The following is a 26,861-nucleotide window of genomic DNA, read 5'->3' as shown; positions in this document are numbered from 1 at the left end:
CTTACTTGCAGACGACCACGACGTTGCGGGTCTTGTAATTGCCAACGTCAACGCCCAGGGTTTTGTCATCTTCCTTGGGCGCCGGCGTGCCATCGGTCCCGACGATGCGATAACCGGTGCCAGCGCAGGAGGCATCGGCCTTTTCGTAGCACATGGCCCAGGAGTTGGCTTCGCCGGAACAGTCGATGCTCAGACCCTGTTCGCCATTGTTCAGATAGGTGGGCTGCGAAGTGGCACAGCCGCTCAATACCAATACCGCGAGAAGCGGCTGCAGTTTGTTCAGGTTCATGGTTGCGTGATCTTCAAGTGGGGGACTGGTTGCTCTGACAGCGCCGCGATGAAAAGGTTATAGCGATTGGCCACTTGTTTGCCAACAAGGCACAAAAAAGCCCTGCGTTCTGGCAGGGCTTGGCGCAAGTGCTGGCAGGATCAGTCTTGATCTTTACCACGGCGCTTGGAAGAAGCAGGTGTATCGGTGAACACCGAGGCTACATCCGTCGCCATCTGCTCGCTGTCGAAAGGCCCGGCGATATGTTCGCCGTTGGTGGTGGTCAGCGTCCACTTGCCGTCTTTCTTGTCGATCACATACCCGTTGATGATTTTTACCGCAGCCATCTGGTCATTCTCGTTCGCTGGTTCAAAGACGCCATGATAGCGGCAAATGCTCGCATTGGGGGCTGATAAGCGTATGGTGATCCTGTTTGCCCGAATCTTGAGCTACGCTGATTCCGCCGCTGAAATACCCGGATGGAACTATCCGCGCGAATATTTCTCTATGTTGGCATCGGTTAGCCAGCGCGGGGCATTGTAAGGCGCACGCCGCCTGATTAGACTGCCTCGAAACTCGTACACACAGCCTTTTCAAGGACTTATATGATCAAGAAATGCTTGTTTCCAGCAGCCGGTTACGGCACTCGCTTCCTCCCAGCGACCAAAGCCATGCCTAAAGAAATGCTGCCGGTGGTAAACAAGCCACTGATCCAGTACGGCGTTGAAGAAGCACTGGACGCGGGCCTGACTGAGATTTCCATCGTCACTGGCCGTGGCAAGCGTGCTCTGGAAGACCACTTCGACATCAGTTACGAGCTGGAAAACCAGATCAAGGGCACCGACAAGGAAAAGTACCTGGTTGGCATCCGCAAGCTGTTGGACGAGTGCTCGTTCTCCTACACCCGTCAGACCGAAATGAAAGGTCTGGGCCACGCGATCCTGACTGGCCGCCCGCTGATCGGTGACGAACCGTTCGCCGTGGTCCTGGCGGACGACCTGTGCGTCAACATCGATGGCGACGGCGTGCTGACCCAGATGGTCAAGCTGTACAAGCAGTTCCGCTGCTCGATCGTCGCTATCCAGGAAGTCGATCCGCAGGAAACCAACAAGTACGGCGTAATCGCTGGCGAAATGATCCGCGATGACATCTACCGCGTACACAGCATGGTCGAGAAGCCTAAGCCGGAAGACGCGCCGTCGAACCTGGCGATCATCGGTCGCTACATCCTGACCCCGGACATCTTCGACCTGATCGAACAGACCGAGCCAGGCAAGGGCGGTGAAATCCAGATCACCGACGCCCTGATGAAGCAGGCCCAGAACGGCTGCGTGATGGCCTACAAGTTCAAGGGCAAGCGTTTCGACTGCGGTGGCGCTGAAGGCTACATCGACGCGACCAACTTTTGCTTCGAAAACTTCTACAAGACTGGCAAAGCTTACTGATAGCGTTTGCCTCGTCTGCAAAAGAAAGCCACCTCCGGGTGGCTTTTTCATTTTCCGCCCTTATATGGATGGCAGTGCTTGCCCAATGGATGACTGCGGGTATGCTGATGGCCTGCCGAGGAGATAGAAATGGCCTACGATTTTGACCTTTATGTGATTGGTGCCGGTTCCGGCGGTGTGCGAGCTGCGCGGTTTGCCGCAGGCTTCGGGGCGAAAGTGGCGGTGGCCGAGAGCCGTTACCTGGGTGGCACCTGTGTCAACGTCGGTTGCGTGCCGAAAAAGCTGCTGGTCTACGGCGCGCACTTTGCCGAGGACTTCGAGCAGGCGTCCGGTTTCGGCTGGAACCTGGGCGAGGCCAACTTCGACTGGGCTACGCTGATCGCCAACAAGGATCGCGAGATCAATCGCCTTAACGGCATTTATCGCAATCTGCTGGTCAACAGCGGCGTGACCCTGCACGAGGCGCACGCGAAAATCGTCGGGCCGCACGAGGTCGAAGTCAATGGCGAGCGCTACACGGCAAAGAACATTCTGATCGCCACCGGCGGCTGGCCGCAGATTCCCGAAATTCCGGGGCACGAGCACGCGATCGGTTCGAACGAGGCGTTCTTCCTCAAAGAGCTGCCCAAGCGTGTGCTGGTGGTTGGCGGCGGTTATATCGCGGTCGAGTTCGCCGGGATTTTCCATGGCCTCGGCGCCAACACCACGCTGCTGTATCGCGGCGATTTGTTCCTGCGTGGTTTCGATGGGTCGGTGCGCAAGCACCTGCAAGAAGAATTGACCAAGCGCGGCCTCGACCTGCAATTCAATGCTGACATCGCACGCATCGACAAGCAGGCCGACGGCAGCTTGAAGGCGACGCTCAAGGATGGTCGCGTACTCGAAGCCGATTGCGTGTTCTATGCCACCGGTCGGCGTCCGATGCTGGACAATCTGGGCTTGGAAAATACCGATGTGCAACTGGACGACAAGGGCTTCATCAAAGTCGACGAAGAGTATCAAACCACCGAGCCGTCGATTCTGGCGCTGGGCGACGTCATTGGTCGCGTGCAATTGACACCGGTCGCGCTAGCCGAAGGCATGGCTGTGGCGCGGCGTCTGTTCAAGCCGGAGCAATACCGCCCGGTGGACTACAAGATGATCCCGACCGCCGTGTTCAGCCTGCCGAACATCGGCACAGTCGGTTTGAGCGAAGAAGAGGCGCGCGAATGTGGCCACGAAGTGGTGATCTTCGAAAGCCGCTTCCGCCCGATGAAGCTGACCCTGACTGACTGTCAGGAGAAAACCCTGATGAAGCTGGTAGTCGATGCCAAGACCGACAAGGTGCTTGGCTGCCACATGGTCGGCCCGGACGCTGGCGAGATTGTGCAAGGTCTGGCGATCGCCTTGAAAGCCGGCGCGACCAAGCGCGACTTCGACGACACCATCGGGGTGCACCCGACGGCTGCCGAAGAGTTTGTGACCATGCGCACGCCGGTCGGCGCTTAAGCGTCCTCCGCTTTGGCTGAGTCTGGCGCTGCCGCAACGGTAGCCGCCAGACGCTGGCTCTCTTCCAGGCTCGCCTGAGCCTTGAGCAACTCCTTTTCCAATGACTGATTGAGCTGCGTCTGTTCGTCGACGCTCTGCTTGAGCGCCTGGCTTTCCAGCGTCGCGACGCGCAGACGTTCCTGGAGGAGGGTGCGCTCGCTATCCGTGCGCGTCGCCTGCTCGAGCAATTGATCCTGCCGCTGATTGCTCTGCTTGAGCTGATCCTGCAACAAGTTCAGCTCGCGCTGGGTGCCACGGTTCTCGGTGAGCAGGCGTTCGTTGTCGCGGTGCAACTGTGTGATCTCATCCTGACGCACCAGCGCGCTCTGCTGGGCTTGGCGTAGCTCGGCCTGGATCTGCTGGATTTGCCCTTCGTGGCGGGCCTGTTCCTGCTCGCGCTGTTCCTTGGTGGCGTTACGGTAATGCTCCAGCGCATCGCGAGCGTGCAAGTGTTTTTCTTCCAGTGAGCGGATCTGCTCGTCCTTGTCCTGCAAGCGCAATTCAAAATCGGCCAGTGCCTGGTTGAGACCGGCGTTGCGCGTCTGTTCGGTTTGCAGCATCGAGCGGGTGTTGCTCAGCGCTTCAGATTCGCGTTGCAGTGCGGCGCCTTGAATGTCGTGATCGTGCTCGAGTTTTTCCAGCGCCTGGCGAACCTGTTTCAGCTCGGTTTCCAGTGCTTCGCGTTGCTCTTCGAACTGTTCGCGGGCTTGCTCGATGGGCTCCTGCGCCTGTTCTTTCAGGCGCTGGGCGAGGCGAGAGACGAGGGCGGTCAGCTCATCATCGATCGGTTCGGCTGACGCTTCTGCTGGTTGTGCGCCGTCATCCAGTTCTTTCAGGTAACGATGGATCGTGGTTTTCGAGCCGGTGTTGCCCATTTCAATGCGTACTGCATCGATGCTTGGGTGTTCGCCGCGAGCCAGGATCGCTGTGCGCGCGATTTGCACCAGTGCTTTGGTAATGCCGCCACGGGCCATGTGAACTCCTACGGTTACGTACTGTGGTACATGCCACTAAAGTACGCAGTGTACCATGCTGAAAATATAGGTAAATATTTGAATTAAAACACGCGGGATATACTGGTATTACCCAATGTCAGGCGGCAAAATGCGCACCTGCATGAGTGAACCCGTACACAAGCGAGAAAACTGCCCATGAGTGACATCGATCGATATCTGCAAGCCGCCACCCGGGACAACACTCGCCGCAGCTATCGCATGGCTATTGAGCATTTCGAGGTGACGTGGGGCGGATTTCTCCCGGCTACTGCCGACAGCGTTGCGCGCTATCTGGTGGAGCACGCCGGGGTTCTGTCGATCAACACCCTCAAATTGCGCCTGTCGGCGCTGGCGCAGTGGCACAACAGTCAGGGCTTTGCCGATCCGACGAAGGCGCCAGTGGTGCGCAAGGTGTTCAAGGGCATTCGCGCATTGCATCCGGCGCAGGAAAAACAGGCTGAGCCGTTGCAACTGCAGGATTTGCAACGAGTGATCGATTGCTTGGAGCAGGAGGCGCAAACCGCCCGCCAGGATCAGGATCGCCCGACTTTGCTCAAGGCTTATCGGGATCGCGCGCTGATTTTGCTGGGCTTCTGGCGCGGCTTTCGCAGCGATGAGTTGTGCCGCCTGCAGATCGAGCATGTGCAGGCGAGTGCTGGCAAGGGCATCACTTTGTATCTGCCGCGCAGCAAGGGCGACCGGGAAAACCTCGGGCAGACCTACCAGGCCCCGGCGCTGCTCAAGCTGTGTCCGGTGCAGGCTTACATCGACTGGATTACCGAGGCCGCGCTGGTACGCGGCGCGGTTTTCCGCAGCATTGATCGGTGGGGCAATCTGAGCGAGGAGGGCTTGCACGCCAACAGCATCATTCCCTTGTTGCGCAAGGCCTTGCAGCGCGCCGGGATTGCCGCCGCCAACTACACCAGCCATTCACTGCGGCGTGGCTTTGCCACATGGGCGCATCAAAGCGGCTGGGACCTGAAATCGCTGATGAGCTACGTCGGCTGGAAGGACATGAAATCCGCCATGCGCTATGTTGAGGTCAGCCCATTCCAGGGAATGGCTCGGATTATGGATAAGCCGGATCAAGCGTAGAGATCGTTTTCTTCTATTAATACAGTCAGCTAATAGCGAAAACAAATCAGCAGTATCAGGTTTGCCAATGAGCCTTCCGTCGAGTGAGTGGGTAGGATTCACCCATCAACTTCATAACCCCTGACGGAGAGTCATCGATGCCTATCATCAACAGCCAAGTAAAACCGTTCAAAGCTACCGCGTTCAAAAACGGCGACTTCGTTCAAGTCTCGGATGCTGACTTGAAAGGCAAGTGGTCCGTAGTGTTCTTCTACCCAGCCGACTTCACTTTCGTTTGCCCAACCGAGCTGGAAGACCTGGCCGACAACTACGCTGAGTTCAAGAAGCTGGGCGTGGAAATCTACAGCGTTTCGACCGACACCCACTTTGCTCACGCTGCCTGGCACAACACTTCGCCAGCCATCGGCAAAATCGAATACACCATGATCGGCGACCCGACCCACGTCATCTCGCGCAACTTCGACGTGCTGATCGAAGAAGCTGGTCTGGCTGACCGTGGTACCTTCGTGATCAACCCTGAAGGCCAGATCAAAATCGTTGAACTGAACGATGGCGGCGTTGGCCGTGACGCTTCCGAGCTGCTGCGCAAGATCAAGGCTGCTCAGTACGTCGCTGCACACCCAGGCGAAGTTTGCCCGGCCAAGTGGAAAGAAGGCGAGGCCACTCTGGCTCCGTCGCTGGACCTGGTCGGCAAGATCTAAGTCTGTGACATGCAACGCAGGACGGCACGCCGCACCTTCTTAAGTTAGCTGCACCGCCCAATAAAAATGCCCGGGCGAGATTCGCTCGGGCTTTTTTTCGCCTCAAATAAAGGAAATCGCCCGTATGTTGGACGCCAATCTTAAAGCCCAGTTGAAATCGTACCTGGAACGGGTCACCCAACCGATCGAGATCGTTGCATCCCTCGACGACGGTGCGAAATCCCGTGAAATGCTGGACCTGCTGAAAGACGTTGCCAGTCTTTCGAGTCAAATTACTCTGATCGACAGCGGTGACGATGCCCGCAAGCCATCGTTCTCGATCAATCGCCCTGGAGCCGACATCAGCCTGCGTTTCGCCGGCATTCCAATGGGCCACGAATTCACCTCGCTGGTGCTGGCCCTGCTGCAAGTCGGTGGCCACCCGTCGAAGGCCAGCGTTGAAGTCATCGAGCAGATTCGCTCGCTCAAAGGCGAGTTCAGCTTCGAGACTTACTTCTCGCTGTCTTGCCAGAATTGCCCGGACGTCGTCCAGGCGCTGAACCTGATGGCCGTGCTCAACCCGAACATCCGCCATGTCGCCATCGACGGCGCGCTGTTCCAGGACGAAGTCAACGATCGCAAGATCATGGCCGTGCCGAGCATTTACCTCAACGGCGAGAACTTCGGCCAGGGCCGTATGGGCCTTGAGGAAATCCTCGCCAAGCTCGACACCGGCGCCATCGTCCGTCAGGCTGAGAAGATCAGCGCCAAAGAAGCCTTTGACGTGCTGGTCGTCGGTGGGGGCCCTGCTGGTGCTTCGGCGGCTATTTATGCCGCACGTAAAGGCATCCGCACCGGTGTCGCGGCTGAGCGTTTCGGCGGTCAGGTGCTCGATACCATGGCCATCGAGAACTTCATTTCCGTGCAGGAAACCGAAGGGCCGAAACTGGCCACGGCGCTGGAAGAACACGTCAAGCAGTACGACGTCGACATCATGAACCTGCAACGCGCCGACAAGCTGATCCCGGGCAAGAACGGTGAGCTGCATGAAGTCCACTTCGCCAGCGGTGCAACTTTGAAAGCCAAGAGCGTGATCCTCGCCACCGGCGCACGCTGGCGCGAAATGAACGTTCCGGGCGAGCAGGAATACCGCAACAAGGGCGTGGCGTACTGCCCGCACTGCGACGGCCCGTTGTTCAAAGGCAAGCGCGTGGCGGTGATCGGCGGCGGTAACTCCGGCGTTGAAGCGGCCATCGATCTGGCCGGTATCGTGTCGCACGTAACGTTGCTGGAATTCGACGTGCAACTGCGTGCCGATGCCGTGCTGCAACGCAAGCTGCACAGCCTGCCGAACGTCACCGTGATCACCAGTGCGCAAACCACTGAAGTCACCGGCAATGGCGAGAAGGTCAACGGCCTGCGTTACAAGGATCGCACCACAGATGAGCTGCGTACGGTTGAGCTGGAAGGCATCTTCGTACAGATCGGTCTGCTGCCGAACACCGATTGGCTGAAGGGCACCATCGAGCTGTCGCCGCGTGGCGAGATCATTGTCGATAACCGTGGCGAGACTTCGATCTCGGGGATCTTTGCAGCGGGCGACGTGACGACTGTGCCGTACAAGCAGATCGTGATCGCAGTGGGCGAGGGCGCCAAGGCTTCGTTGAGTGCGTTCGATCACTTGATCCGGACTTCGGCCCCGGCGTAACTGCCAGGTCGAAAATGAAAAAACCCATGAGCGATCATGGGTTTTTTATTGCGCGTGGAAAGCCACCCCTCACCCCAGCCCTCTCCCGAGGGAGAGGGAGCCGACCGAGGTGTCTGAAGTCATCCATCGACCTGAGAGAGCCGGTCGATTATGGATTCACCGCCAATCGTTCAAGTCGGCGTAATTCTCCAACATCCCGCAATCAGTCCCCTCTCCCTCTGGGAGAGGGCTAGGGTGAGGGGCTTTCAGCTTTTACAGCGGCGCAGGCTGAATGATTTCAACCCAGTAACCATCCGGATCCTTGATAAATGCCAGGCTCTTCATCCGGCCATCGGTCAGACGCTTCTGGAAATCGCAACCCAGCTCTTCAAAGCGTGCACACGCTGCGACGATGTCCGGCACCGAAATGCAGATGTGGCCAAAGCCACGCGGATCGGTGTTGCCGTCGTGATAGGCGAAGTCGGCATCGTTTTCGGTGCCGTGGTTGTGGGTCAGTTCGAGAATGCCCGGGATCGATTTCATCCATTCGGTACGCGCAGCGTCGTCGGCCGGGATCTGTGATTTATCGACCAGCGCGAGGAAGTACAGGCTGAACTCGGCTTCCGGGAAATCACGCTTCTCGACCAGCGAGAAACCCAGTACGCGGGTGTAGAAATCCAGCGACTTGGTGATGTCCTTCACGCGCAGCATGGTGTGGTTGAACACGAAGTTGCGGGTTGCGCTGTCTGGCGTGGCAGTCACGCCGGGGAAAGTGTTCAGTTCGTTGAGGCTCATGGGCCCTCCAATAACAATGGGCGAGTGAATGGGCGCAATGATACGCATGCCGGCCGGCATCGCCAAATGCAAGGCGGGCTTGCCCTGCGCGAAGGCGGAGCTCAGACTTTGCTTTCTATCCATGAGTGCGTCCGGCAATGATCCGACTGTTGAAATCCGTGTTTGTTTTTTTTGCTTTGTCGTCGGCTGTGGTTTTACCCGTAATGGCCGAACCAAGTATCACTTGGCCGACGGGCTGGGAGGTTGAAGCATTGCCGGAAACCGCGCCGCCAGTCTCGCGGCAACGGGCGGTGAAGCTCGATGCTGATGGCAATCAGGTGATGGTGATGGAGTTGACCATGACGCAAGTGGAGGCGGGGCATCAGGTCAATTTGCAAGGCGTGCTGCTGGAAATGCGCAAATCGATCCAGAAGGATTTTTTCCGCAGTGGTTATCAGAGCGTCTGCAACAGAATTCATCCGGCTGCGCTCGGCTCATTGTCCGGGCTGGAGACGACCTGCACGGTCACCGAGAACGGTCGACACGTATTATCACAAACGTTGGTGGCAGCTGTGGAAACAGACAAGGCTTACGTACTTTCATATGCCGGTCAGGCCGACGTTTATAAGGCGAGCGCCGACGATATAGAAGCGGCGCGCAACAGCCTGAAATTATAAACGTTCGTACTAACTCGCAGCAGTTCGCTTGCCGGAAAGGATTAAGCACATAGTTTGATCATGCGCTCGAGGTAACATCGCGCAGCAAAATGTTTAGCCTGATGATTCAGAAGCGTTACACAAATTTCCAACTTGTTCGATGAAAATCATTTCATTTGTTAGATATTGTCAATAAAAAAGCCCTGCATCAGGCAGGGCTTTTTGTTGGCGTCAGATTAACCGCGCAACCATGAATCCACAGTGGCTGCACCGTACTGCTCTTTCCAGGCTTTCAGACCGCGATGGTTGCCGCCCTTGGTTTCGATCAGCTCGCCAGTGTGCGGGTTCTGATAAACCTTGACCACGCGGGCGCGGCGGGTCTTGGGCGCTGCGGACTGCTGCAGACCGGACTTTGCCGGGTTTGGATCAAGGATGGCGATGATGTCTTTCAGGCCTTTGCCATAGGTTTTCATCAGTCCCTGGAGCTTTTCTTCGAATTCGATTTCTTTCTTCAGCCCGGCATCGTTCTTCAGCGATTCCAGCTGTTTGAGCTGTTCCTGAAGGGCCTTTTCAGCTGCGCGAAATTCAGCGAGTCTGGACAATATCTTTACTCCAATAGTGTGTTTGGCTGATACCAACCGCAAACAAAGCTATAAGCCAAGAGCCTGGAAGCGACTCGGTGATAATTGGCTCACCTGCCAGTCTGGCTCAGGTTGAAAAAATTGTAGTAGTTAATGCGACAAGAGTAAATCCTGATGTTGTCGCCATGTAACAACAATGACTTTTTGTATCAATTTGGTGCGGTTGTTCGGCGGGCAGTGTCGGCGATTTAATGATGAGTTAATGCTTCGAGGAAATCAGCGCCAGGCATCGGTCTACCGTACAAATAGCCCTGCAAAAAGTTAACGTTATGCTCGGTCAGGTAATCAGCCTGGGCCTGAGTTTCGACACCTTCGGCAACAATGCCCAAGTCCAGTTTGGCCGACAGTTCAATGATGGAGTCGAGAATATGCCTCGATAACGCGTCTACACCGATCATGGCCACGAAGCTCTGATCGATCTTTAGAAAGTCGACGTTGAAGGTGCGCAGATAACCAAGGCTCGAGTGCCCGGTACCAAAGTCGTCGATCGCGATTTTTACTCCCAGTGCATGCAATTGCTCAAACAGCTTAAGCGTGATGTCGCTCGGCTCGATCAGTTCGCGCTCCGTCAATTCCAGCACCAGTTCGACGCTGCCGGGCGCAAACGCCGCCAAGAGGTCACGACAATCCTCGACCAGCTCCAGATCCTGGCAGTGGCTGGCGCTGATGTTGATGCCGATATGGAAAGGCTTGGCGAAGTTCACAGAGTGCGGTCCCAGCAGGGCCGCAGTCTGTTGCATCAGCGCGCGGGTCATCGGCACGATCAGACCTGAGTGCTCGGCAAATGGAATGAACAGATCCGGGCGTACCAGCCCCTCTTTCGGGTGATTCCAGCGCATCAGCACTTCGGCACCCGACCATCGCTTGCTGTCGCCGTGAACCACGGGCTGGAAGTACGGAATGAATTCCCCGGCCTCGAGTGCGCGCATCATTTCGTGGCTGGGCGAGGTCGATCGCTTCTGAACGAAGTGGCCAATGGCACCGGAGATTGCACCGAAGAAAATCAACAGACTGAACAGCGGAGGATATTCAGCCGCCATGTAACGCCGGACTTCGCCCTGGGGGAAACCCGCCGACACTTTGAAACCGTAACGCTTGGATTCCAGCAGGCTGTGCGCGACCGGCGGGGCAGGCAGTGATCCCTGATGAACTTTGCCGTCGGCGGACAGCCAGTTATCGCCCACTTGCAACGTCAGTAATGTCTGGCGGCCGATCAGGCGCAGGATGTTGCTCAAGTGATAGCCATCCAGTGTGGTCAGCGCGCCACCACGACCGTCGCTGAGACGGTAGATCAACAATGCCGTATCGGGCGTCACCGGATTGCCGTTCATCAACCACAGTTTGCCTTGATGATAGTCCCCGGCATTGACGGCTTCCTGGAACGCCCCGAAGAGTGAGCTGCAGTAGAGATTGTTGTCCCAGACCAGATTGGTCGAGCGCACGAAGGGGCGGCGGGTCACTTGTTCGCGCAGGGCCAGTTTCACCTCTTCGCAATTTTTCCCGGCAAGCGGCAGCAGGACCCGAGCGGCTTCTGCCGTGTTATCGAGCATCAAATCGAACTGTCGCAGCGCTTGTTCGGCCGTTTCCCCGGCACTTTGCTGCAGTGTGCGTTCTGCCTGCATATAAAGAATCCCACTGCCCAGTACGATCGGCAGCAGACCGCTGAGCACAGTCACGACGATGCGGGTCCTGCGTTTGCGGCGGGGTCTGCGGGTCAGCGGCATGGACACATCCTGTGGCGTCGAAGTCCGGCCCGATAGACAATTGAGCCAGAGGGGAGAATAGATCGCAGATGGCTCTTGCGCCGTACGAAAAAAAGCGGATTTTATACAGAGGGCAGACATGTCCCGTTACGCTGTGTAGAATCGATTTACGCATACAATAATAATCGTCTTCTGGCAGCAGAAGCCTCGCCCGCAAGAGCCTTGGGTCGACAATGAAGATATTCGGGTTCCAACTGATCTACGGAGACTTCCTCGCGCGCAGCGTGCGTGGCATCTCCTGTGCGCCTCCCTCTACATCACTTTCCTGACAAATAACCCTGGTTAATTGATAAGAAATGATGAGGCGTCACCATGGCAGATTTATACGAAAACCCAATGGGCCTGATGGGCTTTGAGTTCATCGAGTTCGCAGCGCCGACTCCCGGCACGCTGGAGCCGATCTTCGAGATCATGGGCTTCACCAAAGTCGCGACCCACCGTTCCAAGAACGTGCACCTCTATCGTCAGGGCGCGATCAATCTGATTCTCAACAACGAACCCAACAGCGTCGCCTCTTACTTCGCCGCCGAACACGGCCCGTCCGTTTGCGGCATGGCGTTTCGCGTGAAGGATTCGCAGAAGGCCTATTCCCGCGCACTCGAACTCGGCGCTCAGCCGATCCACATCGAAACCGGTCCGATGGAGCTTAACCTGCCGGCGATCAAAGGCATCGGCGGCGCGCCGCTGTATCTGATCGACCGTTTCGGCGAAGGCAGCTCGATCTACGACATCGACTTCGTGTTCATCGAAGGCGTTGATCGCAATCCGGTCGGTGCCGGCCTGAAGATCATCGATCACCTGACCCACAACGTTTATCGCGGTCGCATGGCCTACTGGGCGAACTTCTACGAGAAGCTGTTCAACTTCCGTGAAATCCGTTACTTCGACATCAAAGGCGAGTACACCGGTCTGACTTCGAAAGCCATGACCGCACCGGATGGCATGATCCGCATCCCGCTCAACGAAGAGTCGTCCAAGGGCGCCGGGCAGATCGAAGAGTTCCTGATGCAGTTCAATGGTGAGGGTATCCAGCACGTCGCGTTCCTCACCGACGACCTGATCAAGACTTGGGATCAGCTGAAGAAAATCGGCATGCGCTTCATGACCGCGCCGCCGGACACCTACTACGAAATGCTTGAAGGTCGCCTGCCGAACCACGGCGAGCCGGTCGATCAGCTGCAATCACGCGGCATCCTGCTCGACGGTGCCTCGGAGCAGGGCGACAAGCGTCTGCTGCTGCAGATCTTCTCGGAAACCCTGATGGGGCCGGTGTTCTTCGAATTCATCCAGCGCAAGGGTGACGACGGTTTCGGCGAGGGCAACTTCAAGGCTCTGTTCGAATCGATCGAGCGTGACCAGGTGCGTCGTGGTGTGCTGACCACCGAGTAATCTCAAATGAAAAAATCCCGGCCTGCAGAAATGCAGGGCCGGGATTTTTTTAAGATCAAAAGATCGCAGCCTTCGGCAGCTCCTACATTTGGAATGCATTTTTCCTGTAGGAGCTGCCGAAGGCTGCGATCTTTGCTTTTAAGAGCGGCGTTGGCGCGTCAAGTGTTTGAAGCCCTCGAACACCAGCACCACAACCGCCAGCCAGATCGGGATGTAAGTCAGCCACTCGCCCGACTTGATGCTTTCCCCCAACAATAACGCCACCGCAAGCAACAACACCGGTTCAACATAGCTCAACAAACCAAACAGACTGAACGGCAGCAAGCGGCTGGCGATGATGTACACCACCAGCGCGGAAGCGCTAATCAAGCCGAGCAGCGGAATCAGCCACATCAGTCCCGGATATTGATCGAACACGGCCAGGCCCTGTTCGCCGCCCTGCACAAACCAGTAGGCGACCGGCAGCATCAGGGTCATGTCGACCCACAGGCCACCGAGGTTGTCGGTTTTCAGGTATTTGCGCAGTACGAAGTACAGCGGATAACCGACCACGACCACCAGTGTCGCCCAGGAAAAACCACCCACCTGATACAACTCGTTCAACACGCCGAGGCTGGCGAAAAATACCGCGATTTTCTGCAGGTAAGACAGGCTCTCGCCATAGGCAATCCGCCCGGTCAGCACCATCGCCAGTGGCAAGAGGAAATAACCCAGCGATACATCCAGGCTGTAGTCATTGAGTGGTGCCCACATGAACAGCCACAGCTGAACGCCGAGGAGGGCGGAAGAGACCAGCAGCCCGGCGATCAGCTTCGGCCTGGCTGCCATCAATCGGAACAGCTCCAGCACCCGCCGCCATTCCCCGGAAACCAGCATGAACACGGTCATGCACGGCACGGTCAGGAGCATGCGCCAGCCGAAGATTTCCACACCGCTCAGAGGTGTCAGCAGCGACGTGTAGTAATACATGACGGCAAACAGCACCGAGGCTGAAACCGATAGAGCGATACCTTTAGACAAACTGTTCTCGCGACGTGATGGTTGAACGGGGCGCGCAGGATACGTGGTTTTTGTGTTGAATATTGAGCGGATGCTCATTATTTCCCACATCCAGGAGCCACAAATCCTGTGGGAGCGAGCCTGGGCGCGAAGCGGCCGGCAGAGTCAGCATAGATGTTGCGTCGACTGGCGCTATGCATAATTGCACCGCTTAAACGCAAAAGATCGCAACCTTCGGCAGTTCCTACAGGGAACGCATTCCACAGTAGCTGCCGAAGGCTGCGATCTTTTGATCTGCGCTTCTGATTAAGCCCGCAACGTCCGCGTCATCCGCAACGCCAGCAGACTCCCGCCAACGATCACCGCCGCCAGCACATACAACGCCGCATCCGTCGAGCCAGTGCTGTCCTTGACCCAACCCACCAGATACGGGCTGAGGAACCCGGCCATCTGCCCCATCGAGTTGATCAGCGCCAGACCGCCAGCCGCCGCGCCCGCGCTCAGCAAGGCGGTCGGCACCGGCCAGAACATCGGCAGACCAGTCAGTGCGCCCATGGTCGCGATGGTCAGGCCGAGAATCGCAATCGCCGGATTCGCTGCGAAGTTCACTGCGATCACCAGACCGACAGCGCCCATCAGCATCGGCACCACCAAGTGCCAGCGGCGCTCCTTGCGCAAGTCCGCCGAGCGGCCGACGACCAGCATGAACACCGCCGCGAGCAGGTACGGAATCGCACTCAGCCAGCCGATCACCAGGTTGTCGCTGAAGCCGAGGTTCTTGATGATCGACGGCAGCCAGAAGTTGATCGCGTACACGCCGCTCTGGATGCAGAAATAGATCAGGCCGAAGGCCCAGATCGCAGGATTCTTGAACACCGCAAGCAGCGAGTCGGTGGCGGTTTTCGGTTTGTTGGCGAGGTCTTCGGCGTGGTCGGCTTCGAGCACCGAACGTTCGTGGGCGGTCAGCCATTTGGCGTTGGCAAAGCTGTCGCTCAACAGGAAATACGCCAGTGCGCCGAGGATCACCGTCGGAATGCCTTGCAGCAGGAACATCCACTGCCAACCGGCCAGGCCGCCTTGGCCGGCGGCGAAGTGGTTGAGGATCCAGCCGGAAAACGGGCTGCCAAGCAGACCGGAGACCGGAATTGCCGACATGAACAACGCCATGATCCGGCCACGGCGGAAGGTCGGGAACCACTGCGAGAGATACAGCACGACGCCCGGGAAGAAACCCGCCTCAGCCGCACCGGTGAAAAAGCGCAGGGTGTAGAACTCGGTCGGAGTGGTGACGAACAACAGGCAGGTCGACAGCGTGCCCCAGGTGATCATCATCAAGGCAATCCAGCGCCGAGGACCGAAGCGGGTAAGTGCGAGGTTGCTCGGCACGCCGCACAGCACGTAACCGATGAAGAAGATGCCGGCGCCGAGGCCATATACGGTTTCGCTGAATTTCAGTGCGTCGAGCATCTGCAATTTGGCGAAGCCGACGTTGACCCGGTCGAGGTAGTTGAACAGGTAGCAGATGAAAATGAAGGGAATCAAACGCAGGGTGATGCGTTTGTAGACGGCGTTTTTACCGTCGTCGATGGTCTGGGTAGCTGCGGCGCTCTGCGACATAGCGGCTCTCTCTTTATTATGATTTTTTGCGATGCAAAGGGTAACGTTGATCGCCCTGAGAGTCTCGGCCACCTTTGGCCGGATTGTCTTTGTGCCTGAGCACAGGGTTTGCCGCCAGACCCTGTGCGGCTGAACAACCGTCCGTGCCTGAAATGAAGGATTGCCGCCGCTATGTTCGAACTCGATCACGACCTTGCCCAGGACATCGTCGACCGGGCCATGGCCATTTTGCCGTACAACGTCAATGTCATGGACAGTCAGGGCCTGATCCTCGGCAGCGGTGAACCGGAGCGCATCAACACCCGGCATGAAGGCGCGCAACTGGTGCTGGCCAACGGGCGCGTGGTGGAAATCGATGCGCAGACGGCGGTGCACCTCAAAGGCGTGCAACCGGGCATCAACCTGCCGCTGTTGCTCGATCAGCGCTTGATCGGCGTGCTTGGCATCACTGGCGAGCCGGAGCAATTGCGCACCTACGCCGAGCTGGTGCGCATGACCGCCGAAATGCTGGTCGGCCAGCGCAACCAGCAGGCCGAGCAGCAGTGGCGACGGCAGCGCTGCGATGATCTGCTGGCGTTGCTGTTGAGCGAGTCGGGGGACTCGCCGCGTCTGGTCGATGAGGCGCAACAGTTGGGACTCAAGCCGCAACTGACGCGGGTGCCATATCTGTTTGAACTGGGGCTTGAGCACGGCCCGGGGCAAACCGTCGAGGCCCTGAGTGCGTGGCTGACCTCGCGTTATCCCGACAGTTGGTGTGTGAGTTCGGCGAAGTCTTCGCTGTTGTGGTGTCGCCCGGCGAGCCAGAACGTCGAGCACGATCGCCTGCTGGAAAAACTCGATGGCCTCGGCTGGAAGATTCTGCGCATCGCCGTCGGCGGGCAGGCGGATGGCCTGGCCGGGTTGCGCCGCTGTTATCGACGGGTCGGCGACTTGCTGGCGTATGGTCGTGACGTGCTGCCGAATTCGAGACTGCTGACGCTCAATCGTTATCGCTTGCCGGTCATGCTGTGGCGGCATCGCAACGATGATGCGCTGGACGAGTTGCTCAAACCGCTGCGCAAGGTCATCGCCAAGGACAGCAACGGCCAGTTGCTGGCGACCCTGCGCAGTTGGTGCGAGCACGACGGGCAGAGCCAGGCCTGTGCCGAAGCGCTGGGTATCCATCGCAACAGCCTGCGCTATCGCATGGAACGGATTGCCGAGTTGAGCGGGATTGATCCGTTGAAGCTGGACGGGATGCTGGCGTTGTATCTGGGGGTGCAGCTGTTGCCGCAGACTGATTCGAATTGATCGGTGTATTTCGGGGCCCCTTCGCGAGCAGGCTCGCTCCCACAGTGGCATGGATTTCAAATGTGGGAGCGAGCCTGCTCGCGATGAGGCCGGAACATCCAACGCAAGTCTTTTGTGGAAATGAACAATAAACGTCGACGCCACTTGTGCACCCGACCGGCGTCAAGGCGCATGCCGACTGGCAGCATGAATGCCACTGCAACCGGAGAATTCCCATGAAGATCGTCATCGCCCCCGACTCGTTCAAGGACAGCCTGAGTGTCCAAGGCGTTGCCGAAGCCATTGCCCTCGGACTGGCGCAGGTCTGGCCGCAGGCGACGCTGATCAAATGCCCGATGGCCGATGGCGGCGAAGGCACGGTCGAGTCGATTCTCGCAGCCTGCGAAGGTGAATTGCGCCGCACCCGCGTGCGCGGCCCGTTGGGCGCACCGGTCGATGCTGCTTGGGGTTGGCTGCCGCACAACCACACCGCGATCATCGAAATGGCCGAGGCCAGCGGTCTGCAACTGGTCCCGCCGGGACAGCGCGATGCCTGCATCAGCAGCACGTTTGGCACGGGTGAATTGATTCGTGCAGCGCTGGATGCTGGCGCGCAACGAGTGATCCTGGCGATCGGCGGCAGCGCGACCAATGATGGCGGTGCGGGTGCGATGCAGGCATTGGGTGTGAAGTTGCTGGATGCGCAGAATCAATCGTTGGTGCCCGGCGGCCTGGCCTTGGCGCAACTGGCGCGATTGGACCTGAGTGGACTTGATCCGCGCCTGGCCGAGGTGCGTTTCGACATCGCCGCCGACGTCAATAATCCGCTCTGCGGCCCCCATGGCGCCTCGGCCATTTTCGGCCCGCAGAAGGGCGCTTCGCCCGCGCAGGTTGAGCAACTCGATCAGGCGCTGGGGCACTTTGCCAAACTCTGCGCGCAAGCACTGGGCAAGGACGTGCGCGATGAACCGGGCAGCGGCGCGGCGGGTGGTCTGGGGTTTGCCGCCAAGGCTTTTCTCGGCGCGCAGTTTCAGGCGGGCGTCGAGGTGGTGGCGGAACTGGTCGGGCTCGCTGAGGCGGTCAAAGATGCGGATCTGGTCATCACCGGAGAGGGCCGCTTCGATGCGCAGACCCTGCGTGGCAAAACACCGTTCGGGGTGGCGCGAATTGCCAAACAATACGCCGTGCCGGTGATCGTGATTGCCGGGACCTTGGGCGAGGGCTATCAGGAGCTCTATCAACACGGCATCGACGCCGCGTTTGCTGTTACCAGCGGGCCGATGACTCTGGAACAAGCCTGCGCCGAAGCCCCGCGCCTGCTGCGTGAACGCGCCACCGACATCGCCCGGGTCTGGCAACTCGCCTCAGCCTGAAAAATATTTACCGCCGACCCGAAACCTTCCTCAAGCCTGGCCGATACAACGGTCAGGCGCACACAAAACCACAACTCAGTGCTGCCGGACTGTCGCCCGCTATGGGCCAGTGCTCACGGCATGGACGCTCGCAGTTTCTTTCTTTCGAGAGTCCGACCATGTCCCTGCGTAACCTGAATATCGCGCCCCGTGCTTTCCTCGGTTTTGCCTTTATCGCCTTGCTGGTGATTGTCCTCGGCGTGTTCGCCGTCAGCCGCATGACGGTCATTCGTCAGGCTTCGATCGACATGGACACCAACCAGTTGCCAAGCGTGACCCACCTCAGCGTGGTCACGGAAAACGTCCTGCGTATGCGCATCCTCTCGTTCCGTGTGCTGGTCAATCGCGAACCGGCCAGCCTGCAAGAGGCAGAAACCCGCATCGCGGTGCTGGTCGACAAGGTGCGCAAAGCGCAGGCCAGCTACGCTGCGTTGCCGGCAGGTCCTGAAGAGCGCGCGGTCTTCCAGACGTTTTCGACGACGCTCGATAATTACCTGCAAGCGCAGAATCAGATGATTGAGCTATCGCGCAAGGGCGATCTGGAAGCGATGCGTGCGTTGATCAACACGCGCATCAAGGAAGGCACCGATCAGATGGGCGAGCAGCTCAACAAGCTGATCGGCATGAATACCGCCGGGGCCAGAGCGGCGGCCACCAAGGCCGGTGAAAACTATGACAGCGCCATCACCGGGATCATCATCGTCGCCGTGATTGCGGCGCTGGCCACCGTGTTGCTCGCCTGGTTGCTGACCCGCAGCATCGTCACGCCGCTCAACCGCGCCGTGCTCGCTGCGCAAACCATTGCCGACGGTGACCTCAGCAAAGCCATCGAAGTCGACGGCAAGGACGAACCGGCGCGCCTGCTCGAAGCCCTGGCGGCGATGCAGACCAACCTGCGCAAAACCATCGAGCAGATCGCCGGTTCCGCCACGCAACTGGGCGCCGCTGCCGAAGAACTCAGCGCCGTCACCGAAGAAGCGTCGCGCGGCCTGCAGCAGCAGAACAACGAAATCGAGCAGGCCGCCACCGCCGTCAACGAGATGACCGCTGCGGTGGAAGAAGTGGCGCGCAACGCCGTTTCGACTTCCGAGGCTTCGAATCAGTCGACCCACGCCGCCCGCGAAGGTCGCGATCAAGTGGTGAAAACCGTCGACGCGATCCAGACCATGACTCACGACGTGCAGAACACCGCGCAGATGATTGAAGGCCTCGCCGCGCAAGGTCGTGACATCGGCAAGGTGCTGGACGTGATTCGGGCCATCGCCGAGCAGACCAACCTCTTGGCGCTCAACGCTGCAATTGAAGCGGCGCGTGCCGGCGAGGCTGGCCGTGGTTTTGCCGTGGTGGCTGACGAAGTGCGCGCCTTGGCCCATCGCACCGCACAATCGACTCAGGAAATCGAAAAAATGGTTGCCGGCATCCAGAACGGCACCGGTGAAGCGGTTTCGTCGATGCAGCAAAGCAATCAGCGCACTCAGTCCACGCTGGAAATGGCCCGCGCTGCCGGTGTGGCGCTGGAGCAGATCACCCAATCTATTCACCAGATCAACGAACGCAACCTGGTTATCGCCAGCGCTTCGGAAGAGCAGGCGCAAGTCTCCCGCGAAGTCGATCGCAACCTGGTCAATATTCGCGACCTCGCCACGCAATCGGCCGCCGGTGCCAATCAGACCAGTGCCGCGACCCACGAACTGTCGCGACTGGCAGTGGATTTGAACGCCATGGTGGCGCGTTTCGTGATTTGAGATACGGTGAAGGCTGGAAACCGCGCTAACAGGAGACGTACATGCGCTATTCAGCCTTGACCCAACGAATCGCCGGGGAGGGTGCCGCTGCCTGGCAGATTCACGACCGAGCGCTGGAACTGCGCGCCGAGGGCGTCGACGTTTTGTTGTTGAGCGTCGGCGATCCGGATTTCGATACGCCGTTGCCGATCGTCCATGGTGCGATCGACAGCCTGTTGGCCGGCGACACCCATTACGCCGACGTGCGTGGACGGTTCGAGCTGCGCAGGCTGATTGCCGAGCGTCATCGCCAGCGCAGTGGTCAACGGGTCGATCCTGATCAGGTGATTGTCCTGCCCGGCGCGCAATGCGCGGTGTATTCGGTGGCGCAGTGTCTGCTTGATCCGGGTGATGAGGTGATCGTCGCCGAGCCCATGTACGTTACCTACGAAGGAGTGTTTGGCGCTTGCGGTGCCAAGGTAATTGCGGTGCCGGTGCGCCCGGAAAACGGTTTTCGTGTCGACCCGGCCGATGTCGCCGCGCGCATCACCCCGCGAACTCGCGCCATGCTGCTCAACAGCCCGAACAATCCCAGCGGCGCCAGTTTGTCGCTGCTGATCTGGCAGGAGCTGGCAGCGCTGTGCATTCGCCATGACCTGTGGCTGATCAGCGATGAGGTGTACAGCGAGCTTTTATACGAAGGCGAGCACATCAGCCCGGCGAGCCTGCCGGGCATGGCCGAGCGCACCGCGACGATCAACAGTCTGTCGAAATCCCATGCGATGACCGGTTGGCGCATCGGCTGGATGATCGGCCCGAAACCCTTGGCCGAGCATTTGGTGAATCTGTCGCTGAGCATGCTCTTCGGTCTGCCGGATTTCGTACAGAAGGCCGCGCAAGTGGCGCTGCAAAGCGATCTGCCGGAAGTCTCTCAGATGCGCGAGGAGTATCGCTTGCGCCGCGATCTGGTTTGCGAACGTTTGTACGGTTGCCCTGGGTTGCAGCCGATTCGCCCGGATGGCGGCATGTTCGTGATGGTCGATGTGCGCCAGACTGGCCTTGGCGCTCAGGCGTTTGCCGAGCGCTTGCTGGAAGGTTATGGCGTGTCTGTGCTGGCCGGCGAAGCGTTCGGGCCGAGCGCGGCGGGGCATATTCGCATCGGTCTGGTGGTAGATCGGGTCAAACTGGCGGATGCCTGCGCGCGGATTGCGTTGTGTGCGGTGCAGCTGTTGCAGGCGCGCAGTGCCTGAGGGTCTTGCATTGCCTGCCCCGGCGCCTTGCTGATCGTTCCCACGCTCCGCGTGGGAATGCCTCTAGGGACGCTCCGCGTTCCAGCTTTCGGAAGGGACGCGGAGCGTCCCGGGCTGCATTCCCACGCTGAGCGTGGGAACGATCAGTACGCAGAGCGTGGGAACGATCAGTTTAGAGGATTCACCAGATTCGCCGGCCGCTGTCCGTTCAACGCCGCCAGCAGATTCTCCACCGCACACCGCGCCATTGCTTCCCGCGTCTCATGGGTCGCCGAGCCCATGTGCGGCGTGGCCACAACATTGCTCAACTGCAACAATGGCGAATCATGATTCAACGGCTCGCGCTCGAACACATCCAGCCCCGCCGCGCGAATGCGCTTGCTGCGCAACGCCTCGATCATCGCCACCTCATCGACCACTTTGCCCCGCGAGATATTGATGAAAATGCTTTCCGGCCGCATCAGCGCAAATTGTTCCGCGCCGATCAAACGTTCGGTCTGCGCCGTCAGAGGCAAAGTCAGGCAAATGAAATCGGCCTGCTGGAGCAACTCTTCGAGGCTGCGATATTGCGCAGCGAACCGCTCCTCGACCGCCGGCTTGCGCGACTGACTGTGGTAGATCACCGGCATGCCGAAACCAAAATGCCCACGCTGGGCCAAGGCTTCGCCGATGCGGCCCATGCCGATGATGCCCAGCGTCTTGCCATGCACATCGGTGCCGAAATGCGCCGGGCCGATATTGCGGCTCCACTGCCCGCCACGGACCATATTCGCCAGTTCAACCACACGCCGCGCGGCAGCGAGGATCAGGGCGAAACCGGTGTCGGCGGTGGTTTCGGTGAGCACGTCGGGAGTGTTGGTCAGCAGAATCTTGCGCCGATTCAGATACTCGATGTCGTAGTTGTCGACACCCACCGAGACGCTGGCAATCGCCTCCAGTTGCGGCGCCAGATCCAGCAACGCCGCATCCAGTTTCAGGCTGGCGCCGAGCAAACCGTGGGCGCGGGGCAGGGCATCGCGCAACTGCATGAGGCCATCGGCGTCGAGGCTTTCGATCAGCGTTACGTCAAACTGCTCTTGCAGGCGCGCCATTAGCGCGGGCGAAAGTTTCTTGTACAGCACGACCTGTTTTTTCATGGCAAAAGTCCTTTCAGGAATGCGCCGGCACACGCGGTGTGGCGGCGGCTTTGGCGACGACGCAATCACTGGCGCCGGGCTTGAGGAAAATCGTCAGCACCACCGACAACAGCAACGCGCCGCTCATCAACAGGTAGGAGGCGCCGGGCGAGCCGGTGGAGCTGTTCAGGTAGCCGACCAGATACGAACCGCCGAACGAGCCGAGCGCGCCCATGCTGTTGATCAGCGCCATGGCGCCACCGGCAACGTTGGCCGGCAGGATCTCCGGAACGATGGCGAAAAACGGCCCATACGGCGCGTACATGCAGGCGCCGGCAATCACCAGCAGCGTGTACGACCACCAGAAATGTTCGGCGCCCAAGGCGTAAGAGCCATAAAACGCAATCGAAGCGATCAGCAGCGGCGGCCAGACGAAGCGTTTGCGCTTCTGCAATTTGTCCGAGCCCCACGACACCGCGAGCATGCCCAGCACCGCCGCCAGATAGGGCAGCGACGAGAGCCAGCCAGCCTCGATCATGTCCATTTGCGCGCCTGCCTTGAGGATCGATGGCAGCCACAAAACGAATCCGTAGACGCCGATGCTCCAGCAGAAAAACTGCAGCGCCAGGATGATCACCTTCGGCGAACGGAAAGCCTCGGCGTAGTTCTTCACGGCTTTGATGCCGACCTGCTCTGCGGCGAGGGCGCTTTCCAGATCGTGTTTTTCCTGCTCATTGAGCCACTTGGCCTGGGCCGGACGATCATCGGCCAGACGCCACCAGATAAACGCCCACAACACTGCCGGCAGACCTTCGATGATGAACATCCAGCGCCAGCTGAAATGCTGCACCAGATAGCCCGACACCACCGACATCCACAGCATGGTTACCGGGTTGCCGAGGATCAGAAAGGTGTTGGCCCGCGAACGTTCTGCACGGGTGAACCAATGGCACAGATACACCAGCATCGCCGGCATTACCGCCGCTTCGACCACGCCGAGCATGAAGCGAATGACGATCAGCCAATAGGCGTTGGATACCACGCCAGTCAGCGTGGCGAGCCCGCCCCAGAGAATCAGGCTGACGAAAATCAGCTTCTTCACGCTGTGCTTTTGCGCGTAGATCGCGCCGGGCACCTGGAAGAAAAAGTAGCCGAGAAAGAACAGCGCGCCGAGCAGCGAGGACAGGCCCGGTGTGATCATCAGGTCTTCGGCCATGCCCGACGCGGCGGCAAAACCGTAGTTGGCGCGATCGAGATAGGCCAGGCTATATGTGATGAACACAATCGGCATGATGTACCACCAGCGGCGGGTGGCGAGGGTAGCGGTTTTCATCGGTGTGACTCCTGAGCTTGTTGTTTTTGTCGCAGCAGGTTCATTGATTTGCGGTGATCAGGCGGGCCTCTTCGCGAGCAGGCTCGCTCCCACAGGCGATTGCATGCCAAATGTGGGAGCGAGCCTGCTCGCGAAGGCGGATTCAAATTCAGTCGATAACTCTTGGCGGGTCGGCAACCCCTCCATGTCGCCACGACTCTGCACCGCGCGACTGCCAATCCAGTTCGCTCGCTGCACGGCCTCGGCAAAACTCTGATGCTCGAGCAGGGCGCTGATCATCCCCACCGCAAAACCATCCCCGGCGCCCACGGTATCGACCACGTTGCTTACCGGCACGCCAGCGACAAAACCCTGATCCAGCTGCGTGCGGTAATAAGCGCCTTCAGGCCCGAGCTTGATCGCCACCGCCTCCGCACCTTGATCCAGATAGAACGCAGCAATGTCCGCCGGGTCGTCGAAACCGCTGAGCAAGCGGCCCTCGCTTAACCCCGGCAGCACCCAGTGGGCGAGGGCGGCGAGGCGGTTGATCTCGCGGATCATCTCGCACTCGCTGGCCCACAGGCTTGGGCGCAGATTCGGGTCGAATGAAACGCTGCGTCCGGCGGCGCGCATGCGGGTCATCAGCTCGAGGGACATTTCCCGCGCCGAGGCGGAGAGCGCCGGTGGGATACCGGTGGCGTGCAAATGGCGGGCGCTCAGCAGGTTGTCGTTGATGGCGTGCGGCGACAAATGACTGGCCGCCGAACCGCGCCGGAAATATTCCACCTGCGGGTCGCTGCCGTCGTCGTTGCGCGATTTGAACTGGAATCCGGTCGGATGGTTTTTATCGACTTCGACGTGGCTGCAATCCAGACCTTCCTTGACCAGCGTCTCGACCACAAAGCGTCCGAGTGAATCGTTGCCGACCCGGCTCAACCACGCGACGTTGAAACCCAGACGCGACAAGCCGATCGCGACGTTGCTGTCGGCCCCGGCAATCCGTTTGTGAAACTGCTCGACCTTGGCAAGATCGCCGGTCTGCTCGGCGACCAGCATCGCCATGGTTTCTCCGAAAGAAAGGATATCGATCTCAGACATGAGCAGGCTCCAGGCGCGATTGACCGAGGCGGGCGAGGGCGGCGACGTGTTCACGGGTCAGTTGCACCAGGTCATCGCCTTGCAGCGGGTATTCGGCGGCGCGCATAACGCCTTGGTCCATGTGCCGCAGCAGTTGTTCCCAAAGATGCAGGTCGCTGATGGCCGGCGGTACGGCGACCAGTTTGCCGTCGGCGCGGCGCGCAACGGCTTTGCAATGCACATAACCGACGTGACGGCCGAGCGCGCGTGCGGCGCTGGCGGCGGACTGATCCTGCCAGTGCCAGTTACCGATGTCGAAAGTCATCTTGATCGGCAGGTTGTGCTGCTCGACGGCGGCGAAGAAACGCTGGAACGGCTCGATGCGCCCGCCGTGCAGGGTTTGGTCGTTTTCCACCAGCAACTGAACCGGGCTTTGCTTGAGTCGCTCGGCCAGTGCCTGCAAATCAGAGTTGTCGGTGAAATAACCGAGGGACACTTTCAGCCATTTCGAGCCGAATGCCTGGGCCTGTTGCAGCGCGGTAATCAGTTCGGGATTTGGCTGCGCTTGCCCTGCGAGCCAGAGTTCGGTGGGTGAGGAATAAATACTTTGCAGGCCCTGCGCCTGGGTAGCCTGAGCCAGTTGCGCGGGATCTTCACGGGTCAGTAGCTCTTCGCGCCACTCGATGCGATTGGCGCCGGAGGCCGCGAGGATCTCGATAAAAGAATCCTGCCCACGCTGGCGCACAAGCTCGGCACCGTAGCTGGACAGACTGATGGAAACGGCTGGTTTATTCATTGCTATTGACCTCTGAAACCGGTTTCATTTTTGTTCAAAAAAAATTTCAAGTAGTTCTGCAGTGTTCTTCTGCAGGCCTTCGCGAGCAGGCTCGCTCCCACACCTGGAACGCGGTCACCTGTGGGAGCGAGCCTGCTCGCGAAAGCGCCAGATCAGACGCCGTCAATCCCTCGGGTCGAACCCCGCTCAATCAGCACAGGGGCAAAATCCACCACCCGCGCCATCTCATCATCCCCGCGCAAGCGCTTGAGCAGACACTCAAACGCCCGCGCGCCAATCTCTTGCGTCGGCTGTGCCAGCGCGGTAATTCCGCTGCCCACCAGCGGATACCAGTCCAGATCATCCAGGGCAATCAACCCGACATCTTCAAATAGACGCACGCCCAGCGCGCGCAGCGCATGCGTTGCCGCCAACGCCGCCACGCCATTGGCGCAAAACAGCGCTTTCGGGCCATCACCGGGTGTGTTTAAAAAGCTTTGAAGTTGCGGGTTCAGATCATCACCGGTTTCCAGCACCGCCCCAGTCAGGGTCGAGCGCTGAGCAATCTGCGCCTGAAAACTGCTGACCCGCTCGATCCGCGAGCTGGTGCCGTCATACGGTTCGGTGACCAGCAAAAGATCCCGATATCCGCGTTGCTCGAGATGCGCGAGCGCCATCTCTACTGCTTGCGAGTTGTTCAACCCGACCATGTCGCTGTCGAGCCCGTCGACCTTGCGATCCACCAGCACCAAGGGCATCTCGCGGCGCAACTCGTGCAACTCGTCTCGATGATGGCCCAGTGTGTTCACGATCAGCCCTTCGATGTTGTACGAGCGCAACAGCGCCAGATGCTGGCGCTCCTGCTCGTCATCGCGGTCGGTGTTGCAAACCACCAGGCTGTAGCCGTGCGCCCGGCAGGCGGTTTCCACCCCGTGCATCACGGCAATTGAATAAGGGTTACGGATATCGGCGACAAGCATGCCGATCAGGCGCGTACGCCCGCGTTTCAGGCCGCGGGCCATTTGGTTGGGGCGGTAGCCGAGTTCATCAATCGCCTGCTCGATGCGCCGGGCTATCGCATCGGAGAGCAGGGCGCGGTCATCGCCGATGAAACGCGAGACGCTGGCCTTGGATACGCCGGCATGTTCGGCAACGTCGAGCATGGTCACGCGGCTTCGTTGTGCGGCGGAGAAATCGTTCACGGGCGTATAGACCTTATTTTTATATTGCGGGGATAAGCTCTGAAACCGGTTTCAGTGTTCTCCGAAAAACGAAATATCGTCAAGTGCTCTCTTATTCGCTTGCAGTGATCCATCCTGTTATTCCGACAGACGGTCATTTGACCTGTCAGATATGACAGTAGGCAAAAGGGAGAATCCGGCGCTTAATCG

The 26,861-nt window shown here is 59.1% G+C and carries 24 protein-coding genes; 11 read left to right on the top strand and 13 right to left on the bottom strand.

Annotated elements, in window-relative coordinates:
- Position 1: 1 nt before the first annotated feature.
- Positions 2-289: a hypothetical protein gene (locus V8J63_RS18440; RefSeq protein WP_071172599.1), complete on the bottom strand. Its 288-nt coding sequence runs from the start codon at positions 287-289 to the stop codon at positions 2-4.
- Between the two features lie 140 nt (positions 290-429).
- The gene (locus tag V8J63_RS18435; protein WP_016774922.1) at positions 430-615 is read right to left on the bottom strand and encodes a hypothetical protein; all 186 of its coding nucleotides are present in this window, start codon (positions 613-615) and stop codon (positions 430-432) included.
- A 258-nt stretch (positions 616-873) separates the two neighbouring features.
- Between V8J63_RS18435 and galU the strand changes: the two genes are divergently transcribed.
- Complete coding sequence (galU, locus tag V8J63_RS18430) at positions 874-1,713, top strand: UTP--glucose-1-phosphate uridylyltransferase GalU (protein WP_024013124.1); 840 nt, start codon at positions 874-876, stop codon at positions 1,711-1,713.
- 129 nt (positions 1,714-1,842) lie between these two features.
- Positions 1,843-3,201, top strand: a complete 1,359-nt coding sequence (gene gorA / locus V8J63_RS18425; protein WP_336464464.1) for a glutathione-disulfide reductase — start codon at positions 1,843-1,845, stop codon at positions 3,199-3,201.
- Here the strand turns inward: gorA and V8J63_RS18420 are convergent.
- Entirely contained in the window at positions 3,198-4,214 is a 1,017-nt protein-coding gene (locus tag V8J63_RS18420; protein ID WP_336464463.1) for a DNA-binding protein, read from the bottom strand. The genes gorA and V8J63_RS18420 overlap by 4 nt on opposite strands.
- Positions 4,215-4,391: 177 nt before the next feature.
- On the opposite strand from V8J63_RS18420, the gene V8J63_RS18415 reads away from it, so the two are divergent.
- The 3 genes from V8J63_RS18415 (at position 4,392) to ahpF (ending at position 7,718) form a co-directional block, all read left to right on the top strand.
- Positions 4,392-5,330, top strand: a complete 939-nt coding sequence (locus tag V8J63_RS18415; RefSeq protein WP_336464462.1) for a site-specific integrase — start codon at positions 4,392-4,394, stop codon at positions 5,328-5,330.
- 137 nt (positions 5,331-5,467) lie between these two features.
- Positions 5,468-6,031, top strand: a complete 564-nt coding sequence (gene ahpC, locus V8J63_RS18410; protein WP_016774916.1) for an alkyl hydroperoxide reductase subunit C — start codon at positions 5,468-5,470, stop codon at positions 6,029-6,031.
- Between the two features lie 124 nt (positions 6,032-6,155).
- Positions 6,156-7,718, top strand: a complete 1,563-nt coding sequence (gene ahpF / locus V8J63_RS18405) for an alkyl hydroperoxide reductase subunit F (protein WP_223630980.1) — start codon at positions 6,156-6,158, stop codon at positions 7,716-7,718.
- Positions 7,719-7,970: 252 nt separating this feature from the next.
- Here the strand turns inward: ahpF and gloA are convergent, their stop codons facing one another.
- Positions 7,971-8,492 (bottom strand): lactoylglutathione lyase, encoded by a 522-nt coding sequence (gloA, locus tag V8J63_RS18400; RefSeq protein WP_125918636.1) that lies wholly within the window; start codon positions 8,490-8,492, stop codon positions 7,971-7,973.
- A 137-nt stretch (positions 8,493-8,629) separates the two neighbouring features.
- On the opposite strand from gloA, the gene V8J63_RS18395 reads away from it, so the two are divergent.
- A complete protein-coding gene (locus V8J63_RS18395) occupies positions 8,630-9,148 on the top strand; it encodes a DUF4946 domain-containing protein (RefSeq protein WP_282385248.1) in 519 nt (172 codons plus the stop codon).
- Between the two features lie 215 nt (positions 9,149-9,363).
- Here the strand turns inward: V8J63_RS18395 and V8J63_RS18390 are convergent, their stop codons facing one another.
- Complete coding sequence (locus V8J63_RS18390) at positions 9,364-9,729, bottom strand: histone-like nucleoid-structuring protein, MvaT/MvaU family (protein WP_016774912.1); 366 nt, start codon at positions 9,727-9,729, stop codon at positions 9,364-9,366.
- Between the two features lie 227 nt (positions 9,730-9,956).
- Positions 9,957-11,492 carry an EAL domain-containing protein gene (locus tag V8J63_RS18385; RefSeq protein ID WP_336464461.1) on the bottom strand — a complete coding sequence of 512 codons (1,536 nt, stop codon included), beginning with the start codon at positions 11,490-11,492 and terminating at the stop codon, positions 9,957-9,959.
- Between the two features lie 351 nt (positions 11,493-11,843).
- Here V8J63_RS18385 and hppD point away from each other — a divergent pair, with 351 nt between their 5' ends.
- Complete coding sequence (gene hppD / locus V8J63_RS18380) at positions 11,844-12,920, top strand: 4-hydroxyphenylpyruvate dioxygenase (RefSeq protein WP_016774910.1); 1,077 nt, start codon at positions 11,844-11,846, stop codon at positions 12,918-12,920.
- Between the two features lie 138 nt (positions 12,921-13,058).
- On the opposite strand, the gene rarD is transcribed toward hppD, so the two are convergent.
- Together rarD and V8J63_RS18370 are read right to left on the bottom strand one after the other, a co-directional pair.
- Positions 13,059-13,940, bottom strand: coding sequence for an EamA family transporter RarD (gene rarD / locus V8J63_RS18375; protein ID WP_071172591.1), 882 nt, complete (start codon positions 13,938-13,940; stop codon positions 13,059-13,061).
- 285 nt (positions 13,941-14,225) lie between these two features.
- On the bottom strand, positions 14,226-15,536 hold the full coding sequence (locus tag V8J63_RS18370) for an MFS transporter (protein ID WP_125927575.1): 1,311 nt from the start codon (positions 15,534-15,536) through the stop codon (positions 14,226-14,228).
- A 171-nt stretch (positions 15,537-15,707) separates the two neighbouring features.
- On the opposite strand from V8J63_RS18370, the gene V8J63_RS18365 reads away from it, so the two are divergent.
- The 4 genes from V8J63_RS18365 to V8J63_RS18350 all read left to right on the top strand — a co-directional run bounded on the left by V8J63_RS18365 (position 15,708) and on the right by V8J63_RS18350 (position 21,191).
- The gene (locus V8J63_RS18365) at positions 15,708-16,826 is read left to right on the top strand and encodes a sugar diacid recognition domain-containing protein (RefSeq protein ID WP_336464460.1); all 1,119 of its coding nucleotides are present in this window, start codon (positions 15,708-15,710) and stop codon (positions 16,824-16,826) included.
- Positions 16,827-17,041: 215 nt separating this feature from the next.
- Positions 17,042-18,178, top strand: coding sequence for a glycerate kinase (locus V8J63_RS18360; protein WP_336464459.1), 1,137 nt, complete (start codon positions 17,042-17,044; stop codon positions 18,176-18,178).
- A gap of 158 nt (positions 18,179-18,336) precedes the next feature.
- Complete coding sequence (locus V8J63_RS18355; protein ID WP_110645411.1) at positions 18,337-19,962, top strand: methyl-accepting chemotaxis protein; 1,626 nt, start codon at positions 18,337-18,339, stop codon at positions 19,960-19,962.
- A gap of 41 nt (positions 19,963-20,003) precedes the next feature.
- Positions 20,004-21,191: a pyridoxal phosphate-dependent aminotransferase gene (locus V8J63_RS18350; RefSeq protein WP_336464458.1), complete on the top strand. Its 1,188-nt coding sequence runs from the start codon at positions 20,004-20,006 to the stop codon at positions 21,189-21,191.
- Positions 21,192-21,358: 167 nt separating this feature from the next.
- Here the strand turns inward: V8J63_RS18350 and V8J63_RS18345 are convergent, their stop codons facing one another.
- The 5 genes from V8J63_RS18345 to V8J63_RS18325 all read right to left on the bottom strand — a co-directional run bounded on the left by V8J63_RS18345 (position 21,359) and on the right by V8J63_RS18325 (position 26,672).
- Positions 21,359-22,327, bottom strand: coding sequence for a 2-hydroxyacid dehydrogenase (locus tag V8J63_RS18345; RefSeq protein ID WP_130901595.1), 969 nt, complete (start codon positions 22,325-22,327; stop codon positions 21,359-21,361).
- 13 nt (positions 22,328-22,340) lie between these two features.
- Positions 22,341-23,639, bottom strand: a complete 1,299-nt coding sequence (locus V8J63_RS18340) for an MFS transporter (RefSeq protein WP_130901596.1) — start codon at positions 23,637-23,639, stop codon at positions 22,341-22,343.
- Between the two features lie 57 nt (positions 23,640-23,696).
- The gene (locus tag V8J63_RS18335; protein ID WP_130901597.1) at positions 23,697-24,716 is read right to left on the bottom strand and encodes a sugar kinase; all 1,020 of its coding nucleotides are present in this window, start codon (positions 24,714-24,716) and stop codon (positions 23,697-23,699) included.
- Positions 24,709-25,491 (bottom strand): sugar phosphate isomerase/epimerase family protein, encoded by a 783-nt coding sequence (locus tag V8J63_RS18330; protein WP_122506810.1) that lies wholly within the window; start codon positions 25,489-25,491, stop codon positions 24,709-24,711. The genes V8J63_RS18335 and V8J63_RS18330 overlap by 8 nt, the downstream gene beginning before the upstream one ends.
- A gap of 152 nt (positions 25,492-25,643) precedes the next feature.
- Entirely contained in the window at positions 25,644-26,672 is a 1,029-nt protein-coding gene (locus tag V8J63_RS18325) for a LacI family DNA-binding transcriptional regulator (RefSeq protein ID WP_125926516.1), read from the bottom strand.
- Positions 26,673-26,861 lie beyond the last annotated feature (189 nt).

Origin of the sequence: Pseudomonas sp. CCNWLW23, from assembly GCF_037095675.1 — a bacterium.
Lineage (GTDB): Bacteria > Pseudomonadota > Gammaproteobacteria > Pseudomonadales > Pseudomonadaceae > Aquipseudomonas > Aquipseudomonas atacamensis.
The sequence above is the reverse complement of the archived record's forward strand: the minus strand, read 5'-3'. Positions and strand labels throughout refer to the sequence as shown.